Origin of the sequence: Rhodobacter sp. NSM, from assembly GCF_052244495.1 — a bacterium.
In the GTDB taxonomy this organism is placed as follows: domain Bacteria; phylum Pseudomonadota; class Alphaproteobacteria; order Rhodobacterales; family Rhodobacteraceae; genus Cereibacter_A.
Window position 1 is genome coordinate 21,795 of the sequence record NZ_JBQPXH010000015.1, and the last position, 15,325, is coordinate 37,119.

Here is a 15,325-nt window from a genome sequence, read left to right on the forward strand (position 1 = left end):
ATTCCGGCTTCAGAGGGGCGGCGGCGGCGGCATGCGTCCCATGATGTCGATGTCGCGCAACGAGATCACTCCCGACAGGATGATCCCGCAGAGCACCGCCCAGACCAGCGTGCCCCAGAGCGTCGTGAGCCAGGCCTTGCGGCGGATGACATAGCCAGCCGGAGCGCCGCGCGGCGTCCCCGGCACCACCTTCCCCGCCTCGTCCTGGCTCTGCACCCTCAGGGGGAGCAGGATGAAGAACACCATGAACCAGGTCACCGCATAGAGGACGATGGCGCCGGTGATGCTCATACCTGCTCCAGTTCCACCAGGCAGCCGTTGAAGTCCTTGGGATGGAGGAAGAGCACGGGCTTGCCATGCGCGCCGATCTTCGGCTCGCCCGATCCCAGCACCCGTGCGCCCGTGGCCTTCAGCCGGTCGCGCGCAGCCAGGATGTCTTCGACCTCGTAGCAGATGTGATGGATCCCGCCCGCCGGGTTCTTCTCGAGGAAGCCCGCGATCGGAGAGCCCTCGCCCAGCGGATAGAGAAGCTCGATCTTCGTGTTGGGGAGCGTGATGAAGATCACGGTGACGCCGTGGTCGGGCTCGTCCTGCGGCGCGCCCACCTCGGCGCCCAGCGTATTGCGATACTGCGCCGCCGCGGCCTCCAGGTCGGGCACGGCAATGGCCACGTGGTTCAGGCGTCCGATCATGTTCTCTCCCTCCGTCAGGTCGGCCCGTTATGGAAGCGGCCCCTCGACCGTGCAAGGGGGCAGCCCGTCGCGCGGAGGCGGGCGGAACGGGTCGGGGCCATGCCCTGCCCGCAGGTCGCTTCGGTCACGGGTCGAGGCCGGGCGCAAAGCTCCTCCCGCGGCCGGGGTTCGTGGCATGGTCGGCCGCAGCGGCCACAGGATCGCTCAGGCCGAGAGCATCGGCTTAACGGGATCTTGACCCGGATGGGCTTCACTGCCGCGAGTCGAGAACTTCGGAAAGCCCCGATGCCCCATCTGCACCTCCTGCCCGATCCACTGCCGCCCTTTTCGCCGCGCCGCGCCCCTGGCCCCCTGCCCCTTGCCGGCCTGACGGTTCTGGCGGTCGAGGACAGCCACTTCGCGGCAGAGGCGATGCGGCTCCTCTGCCACCGCTCGGGCGCGCGGCTGCGACGGGCCGACGATCTGCAGGGCGCCCGCAAGCATCTCCAGCGCTACAGCCCGGATGCGGTGATCGTCGATCTGGGCCTGCCCGACGGCGCGGGCGAGATGCTGATCGCCGAACTGGCAGCCCGGCCCGGCCCGGTCATTCTCGCGGCAAGCGGGGACGCCTCGCGGCGCGAGGCCGCCCTCGAGGCCGGCGCCCATGCCTTCCTCGAGAAGCCGCTCGACAGCCTCGCCCTCTTCCAGCAGGTCCTGCTCGACCATCTGCCGGGCAGGAATCGTCGGGCCGAAGATGAGACCCTGCCCCCGCCCGATCCCTTCTCGCTGCGGGAGGATCTGCATCGGGCGGCAGGCCTCGCCGCGTCCCTCCTGCCCGGAACGGCGCGAGCCCGCTATCTCTCGGGTTTCGTCACCGGCATCGCCCGCAGCAGCGGCGACAAGGCGCTGGAGCAGGCCGCCGTCGCCGCGCCCGACAGCGACGAGGCGCTGGAGGTGCTGCGCCGGCTGATCTCGGCCCGGCTCGCCATTGCCGCAGCCGCCTTCTGACGCCCGCTTCCGACGCGTCAGAGCAGGGGATCCGTTCCGCCGCGCACGAGACCGGTCAGGTCGGAAAGCCGCTCTCTCTGCCGCCCGAAGTCGTCGAAGTTCCGTGGCGCGAGCCAAAGCTCGAAGGCTTCGCGCAGGGCGGGCCATTCCTTGTCGATGACCGAGAACCAGGCCGTGTCGCGATTGCGCCCCTTGACCACCGTCGCCTGCCGGAACGTGCCCTCATAGCTGAAGCCCAGCCGCTGCGCCGCCCGGCGAGAGGCCAGGTTCAGCGCATCGCATTTCCATTCGACGCGCCGGTAGCCGGCCGCGAAGCTCCAGGCCATCATCAGGAAGAGCGCCTCGGTGGCCGCCGGCGTGCGCTGCAACTCGGGCGCGAGGCAGATGTGGCCGATCTCGATCGTCCCCGCTTCCGGCGCGATGCGCAGGAAGCTCGCCACGCCGGCGAAATGCCCGGCGCTGCGGCCGCGGATCGTGTAGAAGTACGGGTCGGACCCGTCCTCCACCGTCCGCACCCAGTGATGGTAGGCGGCCGTCGAGGCGAAAGGCCCGTAGGGCAGGTAGTCCCAGACCGCATCATCGGCCGAGAAGGCCTGATGCAGGTCGGCGGCATGGTGGTCGGCGGAGAGCCGCTCCAGCCGGGCGTGACGCCCTTCCAGCGCCTCGCCCGAGGGGCGGGCAGGGGCGGACCAGCCCGGAACTGGCTCGCCGAACCGCTTCACGCCTCAGTCCTTCGGCACGACGCGCAGGCGCAACTCGCGCAACTGCTCGTTGGTGGGCTCCGAGGGTGCGCCCATCAGCAGATCCTCGGCCCGCTGGTTCATCGGGAACATGATGACTTCGCGGATGTTCGCCTCGTCCGCCAGCAGCATGACGATCCGGTCGATGCCCGCAGCACAGCCGCCGTGGGGCGGCGCGCCGTAGCGGAAGGCCTTGACCATGCCGCCGAAGCGCTTCTCGACCTCTTCCTTGGGATAGCCCGCGAGTTCGAAGGCCTTGAACATGATCTCGGGCTTGTGGTTGCGGATCCCGCCCGAGATCAGCTCGTAGCCGTTGCAGGCGAGGTCGTACTGAAAGGCGTGGACCTTCAGCGGATCGCCCTCCAGCGCGTCCATCCCGCCCTGCGGCATCGAGAAGGGGTTGTGGCTGAAGTCGATCTTCCCTTCGTCGTCCTTCTCGTACATCGGGAAATCGACGATCCAGGCGAACTTGAAGCAGTTTTCCTCGGCCAGACCCAGCTCGCGGCCGATCTCGTTGCGCGCACGCCCCGCCACCGCCTCGAAGGTCTCGGGCTTGCCGCCGAGGAAGAAGGCCGCATCGCCCTCGCCCAGCCCCAGCTGCACCCGGATCGCCTCGGTCCGCTCCGGCCCGATGTTCTTGGCCAGCGGCCCCGCGGCCTCCATCGAGCCATCGTCACCCTTGCGCCAGAAGATGTAGCCCATCCCCGGCAGGCCCTGCGATTGCGCGAAGGCGTTCATCCGGTCGCAGAACTTGCGGCTCCCGCCCGTGGGTGCCGGGATCGCGCGGATCTCGGTGCCCTCGTTCTCCAGCAGCTTGGCGAAGATCGCAAAGCCCGAGCCGCGGAAATGCTCGCTGACGACCTGCATCCGGATCGGGTTGCGAAGGTCCGGCTTGTCCGAGCCATACCACAGCATCGCATCGCGATAGGCGATCCGCGGCCAGTCGGCATCCACGCGGCGCCCGCCGCCGAACTCCTCGAAGAGCCCCTGGATCACCGGCTGGACGGCCGCGAACACATCCTCCTGCTCCACAAAGCTCATCTCGATGTCGAGCTGGTAGAAGTCGGTGGGCGAGCGGTCGGCGCGCGGGTCCTCGTCGCGGAAGCAGGGCGCGATCTGGAAGTAGCGGTCGAAGCCCGCCACCATGATGAGCTGCTTGAACTGCTGCGGCGCCTGCGGCAGGGCGTAGAACTTGCCCGGATGGAGCCGCGAGGGCACCAGGAAGTCGCGCGCGCCCTCGGGCGAGGAGGCGGTGATGATCGGCGTCTGGAACTCGTTGAAGCCCGCGTCCCACATCCGGTTGCGCAAGCTCCGCACCACGTTCGAGCGCAGCATCATGTTGGCGTGCAGCTTCTCGCGCCGCAGATCGAGGAAGCGGTAGGTCAGCCGCGTCTCCTCGGGATAGTCGGTCTCGCCGAACACCGGCAGCGGCAGCTCGTCCGCCGCACCCAGCACGCTCATGCCGGTGGCATAGACCTCGATCTCGCCGGTCGCGAGCTTGGGGTTCACGAGCGAAGCGTCGCGCGCCTTCACCCTGCCCTCGATGCGGATCACCCATTCGGCGCGCAGCTTCTCGAGCTCGGCGAAGGCCGGAGAGTCCGCGTCGGCGATCACCTGGGTGATGCCGTAATGGTCGCGCAGGTCGATGAAGAGCACGCCGCCGTGGTCGCGCACGCGGTGCACCCAGCCCGAGAGCCGCACCTCCTGACCGACATGCGCGGCGTTCAGTTCCGTGCAGGTATGGCTGCGATAGGCGTGCATGCGGCTCCCCTTCCCGAGGCTCTGGTTCGTCCGCGCCGATACACTCCGCACCGCGGGGGAAGTCAAGCCGCCGCCCCTTTCACTCTGCCACAAATATCCCCTGCGGAGCAGACCTGAGCCACGGCGGCCCTGCCGCCGTGGCGAGGCAAAAGGCTTGGCGGGAACCGCCTCCGCTGGATTCAGAAGGGCCGCACCGCATTCGCCGCGACGAAATGCGCGCCGAGGCCCGCGGCGAACATGATGCCGCCCGCTACCGCATGAAGAACCACCGCCATGGGAAAGCTCCGGCGTCTCTCGTAGGCCCAGCCGAAGACCAGTCCGCCGCAGAAGGTCAGAACGGCGACGAGCGCGCTCCAGTAGAGCAGATGCACGAGCGAGAAGAGCGCCGCGTTGATCGCGATCCGCGCCCATCCGGGCGGCATCAGCGGGCCGTATCGACGGAAGAAGAGCGGCCGGTAGATCACCTCCTGCGGCAGCACGGAGAGAAAGGGATAGAGGAGGAGCAGCGCCGCCAGCATGGTCGGGTGGTCGCGGGCGAGATCGAACAGCCTGTCAGGCCGCGTCGCGAGCACGATGAGCACGGCCCCGGCAAGCGTCGCCGCCGCGAAGAAGAGGACAAGGCCGCCGTCGATCGCCCGCCATCCGCGCAGCAGTTGCGACCACGCGAAACCGGGCGTGAGGTCGAGAAGGACCAGACCCAGCGCCGTGAATCCGAACAGCGCGAGGAACATCTGCGACGGCGGCAGGAAGAGCGCGATCACGACCGGCACGAAGAGGTAGAACGAGACGAACTCGGCCCAGAGCCTTGTCCGCGATGATGAATTGGCCGGCATGTCCGCTGTTCCGTTCGACGCTTCAGAGGGCGAACGAAGGCAGGGCCCCGCGGTTCCGAGCAGCGGGACGAGCCTGCGCTGCGGGCGGGCTCCTGAGGCCCGGGATCAGGCAGTCTTCGGAGCAGGCCGCCTCAGACCGGCCCCCCCGCCCATTCGGCCGGGATCAGGCCGCGGAGCGAGTTCCCGACCCAGAGACGCGCCCGCGGCAAGGCCTCCGCCGGAAGCGGAGCCTCGCGGCAGCGGCCGGTGTCGAGCATCGTCGCGCGCAGGACGCCCGGCAGCAGCCCCGCCGAAAGCGGAGGGGTCCGCATCCCCTCGCCGGCGTCGAAGAAGACCGTCGTGATCGTCCCGTCGCAGACCTCGTCCCGCTCGTTGAGGAAGAGAACCTCGTCGAGATCCTCGGCCAGCGAGGCGCGCGCCGCATCGTAGGCCGGCCGACGGCTGGACTTGATCTGAAGCCACGGATCGGCGGAGGCGAGACGCTCGGCCGCAAGGCCCAGCCGCCAGACCGGCTTCCCGGCAGGCACCGGCGCTGCCTCGACCGTCAGGGCACCGCTTCCGTCCAGAGTGAGGCGCATCCGCGCCGGATGCGCGGGCACGGCCTCCTTCAGCGCCTCTCCCGCTCCGGAACAGCGCCAGCCGAGGCGCGCGGCGGCGGTCTCGAGCCGGTTGAGGTGGCGCCGGAGCCGGACGATCCGGCTCCCGTCCCAGAGCATCGTCTCGATCAGCCTCAGCTCGGGGTCGTCGGCAGCTCCGCGAAGCGGGTCTTCCACAAGGCTTCCTCCCATTCGCCATCGGCGGTCGAGTCCTGCACGATCCCTCCGCCCACATCCAGTCGCAGCCTGCCGTCCGGGAACAGCCGGAGCGTCCGGATTGCCACATTGAAGGCGGCGCGCCCGTCCGGCGCCATCCAGCCCATCGCTCCGCAATAGAGGCCGCGCGGAAAAGGTTCCAGTTCCGCGATGATTTCCATGGCCCGAATCTTCGGCGCTCCGGTGACGGAACCGCAGGGATGGAGCGCTCGGAGGAGCCCTTCGAGGCCCGGCCTTTCCCTGAGCCTCCCGGTTACCCGGCTGACCATCTGATGCACGGTGGCATAGCTTTCGATGGCGAAGAGATCCGGCACCCGGACCGATCCGACCTGCGCGATCCGGCTGATGTCGTTGCGCAGAAGGTCCACGATCATCAGGTTCTCGGCCCGCCCCTTCTCGCTCGCCCGGAGGGCTTGCGCCAGTTCCGCATCGCGCCGGGGATCGGGATCGCGGGGCGCCGTGCCCTTCATCGGGCGGGTCGAGATCGCGCCTTCGGCATCGCAGTCGAAGAACAGTTCGGGCGAGGCCGAGATCGCCACGGGGCCGCCCAGACTGCAGAACGCGCCGTGCCGCACCGGCTGGCGGGCGCGCAAGGCACCATAGAGCCCGAGGGCGGTGCCGGACTCGAGCCGGCCGTCCATCGGGAAGGTGAGGTTCACCTGATAGCAGTCGCCTGCCGCGATGTAGGCCATGAGCCGGTCGAAGGCTGCATCATAGGCCTTGCGACCGATCCGCGGCTGCAACGCGCCGAGCCGGACCGAGCCCGCGTCCCGCGCCGCCTGCTCGAGCATCCCGCCGGCGTCCCGGGGTGCGGCAAAGGCCCCGAACACCAGCAGCGGCTCCTCGCGCCGTGCCGGCATGAGGGGCGCGAGGCGCGGTTCGAAGACAAGGCCCGCCTCGTAGGCCACCGTTCCCGCGATCCACAGGCCGCTGTCCCGCAGGGCATCGAGACGCGCGAGCGCCGGGCACAGCGCCTCGGGCTCGGTCACGATCACCGTCTCGACGGCGTCCCCAAACAGGGCGGGGCCGCCTTCAGGCCCGTTCTCGCACAGGAACACGCTCTTCTCCCCTCCGGTCGTGGGCATCTAGCACGCGCTGCCGGCCCGGGACAGCCCGGCTGCGACCTTGTGCAAGAGGGTTGCGCCGCCCGGCGGCAAGTCTATAACCGCGCCAATTTGCGCAGAGCGTAGAATCCGGAAAATCCTGCAGCCCGATCGCCGCGGGACCATAGATGTGGGGCCACAAATGCCGAAGAGAACCGATATCAGCTCGATCATGATCATCGGAGCTGGTCCCATCATCATCGGCCAGGCCTGCGAATTCGACTATTCCGGTGCCCAGGCCTGCAAGGCACTCCGCGAGGAAGGCTACCGGGTGATCCTGGTGAACTCGAACCCGGCCACGATCATGACCGACCCCGGTCTGGCCGACGCCACCTATATCGAGCCGATCACCCCCGAAGTGGTCGCCAAGATCATCGAGAAGGAGCGGCCCGACGCGCTGCTGCCCACGATGGGCGGGCAGACCGGGCTGAACACCGCGCTGGCGCTGGCCGACATGGGCGTGCTGGAAAAGTTCGGCGTGCAGCTGATCGGCGCCAACCGCGAGGCCATCGAGATGGCCGAGGACCGCAAGCTGTTCCGCGAGGCGATGGACCGGATCGGGCTGGAGAACCCCCGCGCCACCATCATCGCAGCGCCAAAGCTGGAAAACGGCCGCTACGACATCAACGCGGGCGTGGCCGCCGCGATGGCCGCGATCGAATATGTGGGCCTGCCCGCGATCATCCGCCCCGCCTTCACGCTGGGCGGCACCGGGGGCGGCGTGGCCTACAACCGCGACGACTATGAAGCGATCTGCCGCTCGGGTCTCGATGCCTCGCCGGTGGCGCAGATCCTCGTCGATGAAAGCCTGCTCGGCTGGAAGGAATACGAGATGGAGGTGGTCCGCGACCGCGCGGACAATGCGATCATCGTCTGCTCCATCGAGAACGTGGACCCGATGGGCGTGCACACGGGCGACTCGATCACCGTCGCCCCGGCGCTGACGCTGACCGACAAGGAATACCAGATCATGCGCAACGGCTCCATCGCCGTGCTGCGCGAGATCGGGGTCGAGACCGGCGGCTCGAACGTGCAATGGGCGATCAACCCGGCCGACGGCCGGATGGTCGTGATCGAGATGAACCCGCGGGTGTCGCGCTCCTCGGCGCTGGCGTCCAAGGCCACGGGCTTCCCCATCGCGAAGATCGCGGCGAAACTGGCCGTGGGCTACACGCTGGACGAGCTGGACAACGACATCACCAAGGTGACGCCCGCGTCCTTCGAGCCGTCCATCGACTATGTCGTGACCAAGATCCCGCGCTTCGCCTTCGAGAAGTTTCCGGGCAGCAAGCCGGAACTGACCACCGCGATGAAGTCGGTGGGCGAGGTCATGGCCATCGGCCGCACCTTCCACGAATCGATGCAGAAGGCGCTGGCCTCGCTCGAGACGGGCCTCTCGGGCTTCGACGAGATCGCGATCCCCGGCGCGCCGGACAAGGCCGCGGTCATCAAGGCGATCTCGGCCCAGACCCCCGACCGGCTGCGCCTGATCGCGCAGGCGATGCGCCACGGGCTGTCGGATGACGAGATCCAGGCCGCCACGGCCTTCGATCCGTGGTTCCTCGCCCGCATCCGCGAGATCATGGATGCGGAAGCGCAGATCCGCTCCAAGGGCCTGCCGGTCACCGAAGAGGGCCTGCGCAAGCTGAAGATGATGGGCTTTACCGACGCTCGGCTGGCGAAGCTGACGGGGCGCGACGAGGCGCAGGTGCGCCGCGCGCGCCGGAATCTCGGGGTGAAGGCGGTCTTCAAGCGCATCGACACCTGCGCGGCCGAGTTCGAGGCCCAGACCCCCTACATGTATTCCACCTACGAGGCCCCCGCGATGGGCGACGTGGAATGCGAGGCGCGGCCGTCTGCGGCGAAGAAGGTGGTGATCCTCGGCGGGGGCCCCAACCGGATCGGTCAGGGCATCGAGTTCGACTACTGCTGCTGCCATGCCTGCTTCGCGCTGACCGCGGCGGGCTATGAGACCATCATGATCAACTGCAACCCCGAGACCGTGTCGACCGACTACGACACCTCGGACCGGCTCTATTTCGAGCCGCTGACGCTGGAGCATGTGCTGGAAATCCTGCGGGTGGAGCAGGACAACGGCACCTTGCACGGCGTGATCGTGCAGTTCGGTGGGCAGACGCCGCTGAAACTCGCGCAGGCGCTGGCATCCGAGGGGATCCCGATCCTCGGCACTACGCCGGACGCCATCGACCTCGCCGAGGACCGCGAGCGGTTCCAGCAGCTTCTGCACAAGCTGACCCTGCGCCAGCCGGTCAACGGCATGGCCCGCTCGCGCGACGAGGCGTTCCGCATCGCGGGCGAGATCGGTTATCCGCTGGTGATCCGGCCTTCCTACGTGCTGGGCGGGCGCGCGATGGAGATCGTGCGCGACGACGCGCAGCTTGAACGCTACATCCGTGAGGCGGTGCATGTCTCGGGCGACAGCCCCGTGCTGCTCGACAGCTACCTTGCGGGCGCCATCGAGGTGGACGTGGACGCGCTCTGCGACGGCGAGAACGTGCATGTCGCGGGCATCATGGAGCATATCGAGGAGGCGGGCGTGCACTCGGGCGACTCGGCCTGCTGCCTGCCGCCGCATTCGCTGTCCTCGGATATCATCGAGGAACTCAAGCGTCAGACGGTCGAGATGGCCCGCGCGCTGCATGTCGTCGGCCTGATGAACGTGCAGTTCGCCATCAAGGACGGGGTGATCTTCGTCCTCGAGGTCAACCCGCGCGCCTCGCGCACCGTGCCCTTCGTGGCCAAGGCCACCGACAGCGCCATCGCCTCGATCGCAGCGCGGCTGATGGCGGGCGAGCCGCTCTCGGCCTTCCCGGTGCGCGCGCCCTATCCGGCGGGCGTGGGGCCGGACACCGACCTGCCGCTGGCCGATCCGCTGACGCTCGCCGATCCGATCACGCCATGGTTCTCGGTGAAGGAATCGGTGCTGCCCTTTGCCCGCTTCCCCGGCGTGGACCCGCTCCTCGGACCCGAGATGCGGTCGACCGGCGAGGTCATGGGTTGGGACCGCAGCTTCCCGCTCGCCTTCCTCAAGGCTCAGATGGGCGCCGGCACGCATCTGCCCGAGGGCGGCAAGGTCTTCCTGTCCGTGAAGGATGCCGACAAGTCCGACGCGCTGGCGGGTGCGGCACGGGGACTTGCCGGCATGGGCTTCGAGATCGTCGCCACGCGCGGCACGGCTTCGTGGCTCGCCTCCCAGGGAATTGAGGCGGTTTCCGTCAACAAGGTCTACGAGGGCCGGCCCAACATCGTGGATCTGCTGAAGAACGGCGACATCACGCTGGTGATGAACACGACCGAGGGCGCGCAGGCGATCTCGGACAGCCGGGACATCCGCCGCGTGGCGCTGATGGACAAGATCCCGTATTTCACCACCGCCGCAGCCAGCATCGCCGCCGTCGAGGCCATGCAGGTTCGCGGCGAAGGCTACGGCGTCCGCACCCTGCAGGGGTGAGGCGCGCCCGGACGATCCTCCGGTGGAGGATCGTCAGCGCTGAACGCCCAGCGCGCAAGCGATGGGCCGGAACAGGCGCGCCCGGACGATCCTCCGTTCAAAGATCGTCAGAGCCGAACGCCCGGCGCGCAAGCGGTTGGCCGGAACAGGCGCGCCCGGACGATCCTCCGGTGGAGGATCGTGAGCCGAATGCCCCGAGCGCAAGCGGTGGGCCGGAACTGGCCCGTCGGCCTGTCGGCAAATGATCGTCAACGCCGGGCATTGCCACGCGGTTGACCTGCCTCCAATCGCGGAGGGAAGGCCCCTACTCGCTCAGGCTCATGATCAGGATGGACGCCACCGCCAGGCTGACGCCGATCGCCTCGCGAAGGCCGAAGGCCTCGCGGAAGACGAACACCCCGAGGGCGGCCATCAGGAGAACCGTCGACGAGGCGTAGAGCACGCCGAGCATCGCCAGCGAATGGCTCTTCATCAGGTAGAACCAGCCCACGGCAGGCAATCCGTAGAAGAGCATGCCGACCAGAAAGGTCAGGCTCAGCAGACCCTGCTCGGTCCCCGTCGCCTTCTTGATGAGGTAATCGCCAAGCAGGGTCACAATGCTGATCACTAGCAGAACCGCGAGGGGCCACACGTGCTTCTCCCAGTCACAATGCGATTGCCGGCGCGGGAAGACGGGAACCGCCAGAAGATCCTCCGGCAGAACCGGAGCCATGCAGGACGGCGCTCGCGCGGGTGGAAGGGATGTGGGTGTGCCGGGAAAATCGTTCCCAGCCTAAGTGTTGCAATGATTGACCCGCCAGAGCGCCATGAAATGGTGCTTGCGAAGTCGACTCGATTCAAGCGCAGCCGCCCAGAGCGGACTTGACTTACCGAGAGCGAACGCGCATGTCCGCTGCGACGCCTCCGACCCGCTGCCGCGTGAGCAGCCGCCCTCATGGGCCAGGGTCCGGCGACTGGTTCCCACCGTCACGCAGGGGCACCGCGGCACGACGTGCCGCCCCGCCTGCCGCTCCCCCTCGGGGGAAGACAACCCATTCCGCGGGCTGCCTGCCCGCATATACCGAAAGATCGACATGGCTGATTTCAGCAACCTGGGCCTCTCCGAGCGCCTGATGCAGGGCCTCGCGAAGGCCCAGTTCACCAAGCCCACCCCGATCCAGATGGAGGCGATCCCGCATGTGATGCAGGGACGCGACCTGATGGGCCTCGCCCAGACCGGCACCGGCAAGACGCTGGCCTTCGGTCTGCCGCTCCTCCACCGGCTGCTGGGCGTGGGCCACCCGCCGCCGCCGCGCACCATCCGCGCGCTGATCCTCGCGCCGACGCGCGAACTGGTGAGCCAGATCGCTGCGAACCTCGAACTCTTCACCAAGGGCACGCCGATCAAGGTGCTGACCATTACCGGCGGCGCCTCGATCAACCGCCAGACCGAGAAGCTCGCCCGCGGGGCCGACATCATGGTGGCGACGCCGGGCCGCCTGATCGACCTGATCGACCGCAACGCGGTGATCCTCGACGACACGGGCTATCTGGTCCTGGACGAGGCCGACCAGATGCTGGACATGGGCTTCATCCACAGCCTCCGGAAGATCGCGCGCTACCTGCCACTGCGCCGCCAGACTCTGCTGTTCTCGGCCACGATGCCGAAGCTGATCGAGGAGCTGGCCCACACCTACCTGCGCGATCCGGTGAAGGTGCAGGTCGCGCCCCCCGGAAAGCCGGTCGAGAAGATCGAGCAGGGCGTTCACTTCACCCCGCAGGGCGACAAGGCGAAGCTGCTGGAAAGCTACCTCCAGAAGCATCCGGGCGAGCAGGCGCTGGTCTTCGGCCGCACCAAGCACGGGTCGGAGAAGCTGATGAAGCTCTTGGTCAGCTGGGGCTTCAAGGCGGGCTCGATCCACGGCAACAAGAGCCAGAACCAGCGCGACCGCACGCTGACCGAGTTCCGAGACGGCACGCTCGACGTGCTGGTGGCGACGGACGTCGCCGCGCGCGGCATCGACATTCCGGGCGTGCGCCACGTCTATAACTACGACATGCCGAACGTGCCCGAGAATTACGTGCACCGCATCGGCCGCACCGCGCGGGCGGGGGCGGCGGGCAGCGCGGTGGCCTTCGTGGCACCGGCCGAGATGGAAGAACTGCGCGCGGTGGAGAAGCTCCTCAAGCAGCCGATCCCGGTCATGGGCGGTGCCCCCTGGGCTGCCGACATCGTGGCCGCTGCGCCGCGCCCCGGGCAGAAGCCGCGGCAGGGCGGCCGGCCGAAGGCCGGTGCGAAGCCTCAAGGCAAACCCCAGGGCAAGCCCCAGGGGCCGGCCAAGGCGCATCCGCGGGCCGGCCGCACGTCGGGCGCGCCCGGAGGCCTTGCGGCGCCGAAGCGGCCCCAGCGCGGTCCGCGGCGCGGAGACGCCGCGCGCGGCTGAAAAGATGACTGCGGCGTGGCCTGCTTCCTGGTGACGCAGGCCACGATTCCGACGCGCGTTCGCATGCAGGATCGCGCATAATGAAAGTCCGGTGTGCCGGAGTGGTAACGAGTGCCCGGCGACTGCAGCGCCGGAGGTTTATTTTACGAGTACCAACGTATTGCGTGAGGGGGCCCGGCAGACGCCGGTGGCACAGCCATCCGCCTGCCGGGCAACCCTTCGCTGCAACACCTTCTCCCCTCCCCGTCACCTCACGGCGCCGCGCTGCGCCCTGCACAACGGCCAGGCTGCACGAGTTGCCGGCGCTGGCCGGGCCGGGTTGATGCGGATCAAGGCGATCAGTTCTCTCTCCGCTGCAGACTGCTGTCGGACGCGTTGGTCCGGACCCCGGAGACCTTAACCATGACCCGCCTGATGATGATCCTGTTCTCGTTCATCTCCGTCACGCTGATGGGCATCTGCATCGTGATCGCCCTCGTGACCGGCAACGACACTCTCATGCCGATCGTGGTTGCTGCGGCAATCGGCTTCGTGGCAGCCCTGCCCGCCAGCTTCATCATCGCGCGCAAGCTCGCCTGATTCCCGGCCAGCCAGATAAGGAGATTCCCATGCCGAAGGACGTGCCGGCAGGCTATTCGCGAATGCAGATCATCCTGCACTGGGCCGTCCCGGTGCTTGTCGTCGTGCAATTCCTGCTCGGACCCGCCATGACGACCGTCTACGAGGGGATGAAGACCGGCACGCCGCAGGGACTGCCTGTCCTGGCATGGCTGCATGTCGGCATCGGGTTCGTGGTGCTGTTCATCGCCTGCTGGCGGGTCGGGCTGCGCTTCGCCCGCGGCGTGCCGGCGCCCACGTTCGAGCCTCAGACGCCCGAGCAGGGATTCCTGGCCTTCGTCACGCACGAACTCACGTTCTTCCTCTACCTCACGATCCTCGCCATTCCGGTCCTCGGCGCGATCGGATGGTTCTACCAGAACGATGTCGCGGCTTCGGCCCATGCCAGCATGAAATACCTGCTGATCCTCGTGGTGGCGGTGCATGTCAGCATCTCGCTGTTCCACCAGTTCGTGCTGCGCGACGGCTCGCTCGACCGGATGCGGAAGCTCCGCGACTGACGCGCAAGCTGTTCGGCGAGGGGCGCCCGCGCGGCGCCCCTCGCAGCTTCCGGAGAGGTGACTGGCAGTGCCTCAAGCGGAGCCGAGGAAGATCCGGACCGTTTCCTCGAAGGCGCGGGGCTTCTCCGCGTGGAGCCAGTGCCCCGTCCCCTTCAGCTCGGCGAAGCGCGCATTCGGAAACAGCGATAGGATCGTCTGCCGATATTCCGAGCGAACGTAGTTCGAATTTTCGCCGGTGAGAAACAGCGTCGGTCCGTCGAAAGCGCCCTCGCACCCGGGCCAGCCCACGATATGCGGCATCTCCGCCGCCAGCAGATCGAGGTTCAGCCGCCACCGGGGCGGGTCGGACCTGAGGTCGAGCGACTGGAGGAAGAAGGCGCGCAGCCCGGCATCGGGCAGCACGTCGGCGAGGCGTCGGTCGGCGTCGCCCCGCGTCGCAACGTTCGACAGATCGAGGCTGCGCATCGCGTCGATGTGGTGCGTCTGGTCGTGATCGTAGGCCACGGGCGCCACGTCGGCCACCACCAGCCGTCGCACGAGCCGAGGCTCGGTCAGCGCCAGCGTCATGGCGGCCTTGCCACCCATCGAATGGCCCAGCACGTCCGCGCGGCCGCCATTGGCTGCGATCACCTCGGCAAGGTCCGCGGCCATGTCGGGATAGCGATGGCTTTCCGTCCAGGCACTTTCGCCGTGGTTGCGCATGTCCACCGCCATCACATCCCGCGTATCGGCGAGGCGCCGGCAGATCACGCCCCAGTTCCGCGCCGACCCGAAGAGGCCATGCGCGATCAGCAGAGGAGGAGCATCGCTCGGGCGCTCGGCCCGGTAGAAGGTCGTGTTCAGCATGCCGCGGTTCTAGCCTCTTGTCGCGTGGCCTGCCAGACCGGTTGATCGCGACCGCGCCGCTTCCTAATCTGCCGTGAAGGCAGGGGAACGGGATGAGTGCAGTAGCGATCAGACAGATGGTGGATCGTGTGGCGGCCCTGATGGAGGAGCGGCTGCACGTGCGGGGCAAGGACAGCGTCGCCAAGCTGCGGCGCGGGGCGGGCCGCCTGCCGCGCAGGATCCGGGCAGCGGCGCGGGACCTCGCACAGGCGGGCGAGATGGCGCAGAACCCGCGCCTCCTGATACAGGTCGATTTCGGAAAGGTGTCCGAGGACTATGATCTCTGCGTCCGGCATCTCGGCACGGTCGATGCGAAGGCGCGGATCGCGGGGAAGCTCCTGGCTTTCCTCCGGGTGGCTCTCGTGCTGGCACTTGTGGCCGGGGCCGCGGGACTTGCCATCGCCCGCTGGCGCGGTCTGATCTGAAAAGGCGTCGCACGGCACATCGGCCGGGGCGGCGACACGTTGCGGGTCGTTGCGGCCCGAGTCCTGCGACCGGA

Annotated in this window: 15 protein-coding genes; 6 read left to right on the forward strand and 9 right to left on the reverse strand. The window is 68.2% G+C overall.

Annotated elements, in window-relative coordinates; translation table 11 throughout:
- Nucleotides 1-9: 9 nt before the first annotated feature.
- Nucleotides 10-291: a DUF1467 family protein gene (locus ACTVZP_RS19000; protein ID WP_443213744.1), complete on the reverse strand. Its 282-nt coding sequence runs from the start codon at nt 289-291 to the stop codon at nt 10-12.
- The gene (gene mce, locus ACTVZP_RS19005) at nt 288-692 is read right to left on the reverse strand and encodes a methylmalonyl-CoA epimerase (RefSeq protein WP_443213745.1); all 405 of its coding nucleotides are present in this window, start codon (nt 690-692) and stop codon (nt 288-290) included. Before mce ends, ACTVZP_RS19000 begins: the two co-directional genes overlap by 4 nt.
- 285 nt (nt 693-977) lie before the next feature.
- On the opposite strand from mce, the gene ACTVZP_RS19010 reads away from it, so the two are divergent.
- Entirely contained in the window at nt 978-1,679 is a 702-nt protein-coding gene (locus ACTVZP_RS19010; RefSeq protein ID WP_443213746.1) for a response regulator, read from the forward strand.
- 17 nt (nt 1,680-1,696) lie between these two features.
- Here the strand turns inward: ACTVZP_RS19010 and ACTVZP_RS19015 are convergent, their stop codons facing one another.
- From ACTVZP_RS19015 to ACTVZP_RS19035, 5 genes are all read right to left on the reverse strand, one after another.
- Nucleotides 1,697-2,401, reverse strand: coding sequence for a GNAT family N-acetyltransferase (locus ACTVZP_RS19015; RefSeq protein WP_443213747.1), 705 nt, complete (start codon nt 2,399-2,401; stop codon nt 1,697-1,699).
- Between the two features lie 3 nt (nt 2,402-2,404).
- Nucleotides 2,405-4,180, reverse strand: a complete 1,776-nt coding sequence (gene aspS / locus ACTVZP_RS19020) for an aspartate--tRNA ligase (RefSeq protein WP_443213748.1) — start codon at nt 4,178-4,180, stop codon at nt 2,405-2,407.
- Nucleotides 4,181-4,359: 179 nt separating this feature from the next.
- Nucleotides 4,360-5,013, reverse strand: coding sequence for a lysostaphin resistance A-like protein (locus tag ACTVZP_RS19025; protein ID WP_443213749.1), 654 nt, complete (start codon nt 5,011-5,013; stop codon nt 4,360-4,362).
- A gap of 131 nt (nt 5,014-5,144) precedes the next feature.
- Nucleotides 5,145-5,786, reverse strand: coding sequence for an aminotransferase class IV family protein (locus ACTVZP_RS19030; protein ID WP_443213750.1), 642 nt, complete (start codon nt 5,784-5,786; stop codon nt 5,145-5,147).
- Complete coding sequence (locus ACTVZP_RS19035; RefSeq protein WP_443213751.1) at nt 5,744-6,883, reverse strand: aminodeoxychorismate synthase component I; 1,140 nt, start codon at nt 6,881-6,883, stop codon at nt 5,744-5,746. The genes ACTVZP_RS19030 and ACTVZP_RS19035 overlap by 43 nt, the downstream gene beginning before the upstream one ends.
- A 187-nt stretch (nt 6,884-7,070) precedes the next feature.
- Here ACTVZP_RS19035 and carB point away from each other — a divergent pair, with 187 nt between their 5' ends.
- On the forward strand, nt 7,071-10,400 hold the full coding sequence (carB, locus tag ACTVZP_RS19040; RefSeq protein WP_443213752.1) for a carbamoyl-phosphate synthase large subunit: 3,330 nt from the start codon (nt 7,071-7,073) through the stop codon (nt 10,398-10,400).
- 304 nt (nt 10,401-10,704) lie between these two features.
- Here carB and ACTVZP_RS19045 read toward each other — a convergent pair whose 3' ends face one another.
- Nucleotides 10,705-11,031, reverse strand: coding sequence for a hypothetical protein (locus tag ACTVZP_RS19045; protein WP_443213753.1), 327 nt, complete (start codon nt 11,029-11,031; stop codon nt 10,705-10,707).
- 442 nt (nt 11,032-11,473) lie between these two features.
- Here ACTVZP_RS19045 and ACTVZP_RS19050 point away from each other — a divergent pair, with 442 nt between their 5' ends.
- The 3 genes from ACTVZP_RS19050 (at nt 11,474) to ACTVZP_RS19060 (ending at nt 13,941) form a co-directional block, all read left to right on the forward strand.
- Nucleotides 11,474-12,823 carry a DEAD/DEAH box helicase gene (locus tag ACTVZP_RS19050; RefSeq protein WP_443213754.1) on the forward strand — a complete coding sequence of 450 codons (1,350 nt, stop codon included), beginning with the start codon at nt 11,474-11,476 and terminating at the stop codon, nt 12,821-12,823.
- A 402-nt stretch (nt 12,824-13,225) separates the two neighbouring features.
- Nucleotides 13,226-13,402 carry a CTP synthetase gene (locus ACTVZP_RS19055; RefSeq protein ID WP_443213755.1) on the forward strand — a complete coding sequence of 59 codons (177 nt, stop codon included), beginning with the start codon at nt 13,226-13,228 and terminating at the stop codon, nt 13,400-13,402.
- A 29-nt stretch (nt 13,403-13,431) separates the two neighbouring features.
- Nucleotides 13,432-13,941, forward strand: a complete 510-nt coding sequence (locus tag ACTVZP_RS19060; RefSeq protein ID WP_443213756.1) for a cytochrome b — start codon at nt 13,432-13,434, stop codon at nt 13,939-13,941.
- A gap of 72 nt (nt 13,942-14,013) precedes the next feature.
- Here ACTVZP_RS19060 and ACTVZP_RS19065 read toward each other — a convergent pair whose 3' ends face one another.
- Complete coding sequence (locus tag ACTVZP_RS19065; RefSeq protein ID WP_443213757.1) at nt 14,014-14,787, reverse strand: alpha/beta fold hydrolase; 774 nt, start codon at nt 14,785-14,787, stop codon at nt 14,014-14,016.
- A gap of 92 nt (nt 14,788-14,879) precedes the next feature.
- On the opposite strand from ACTVZP_RS19065, the gene ACTVZP_RS19070 reads away from it, so the two are divergent.
- Nucleotides 14,880-15,251 (forward strand): hypothetical protein, encoded by a 372-nt coding sequence (locus tag ACTVZP_RS19070; RefSeq protein ID WP_443213758.1) that lies wholly within the window; start codon nt 14,880-14,882, stop codon nt 15,249-15,251.
- Nucleotides 15,252-15,325: the final 74 nt, after the last annotated feature.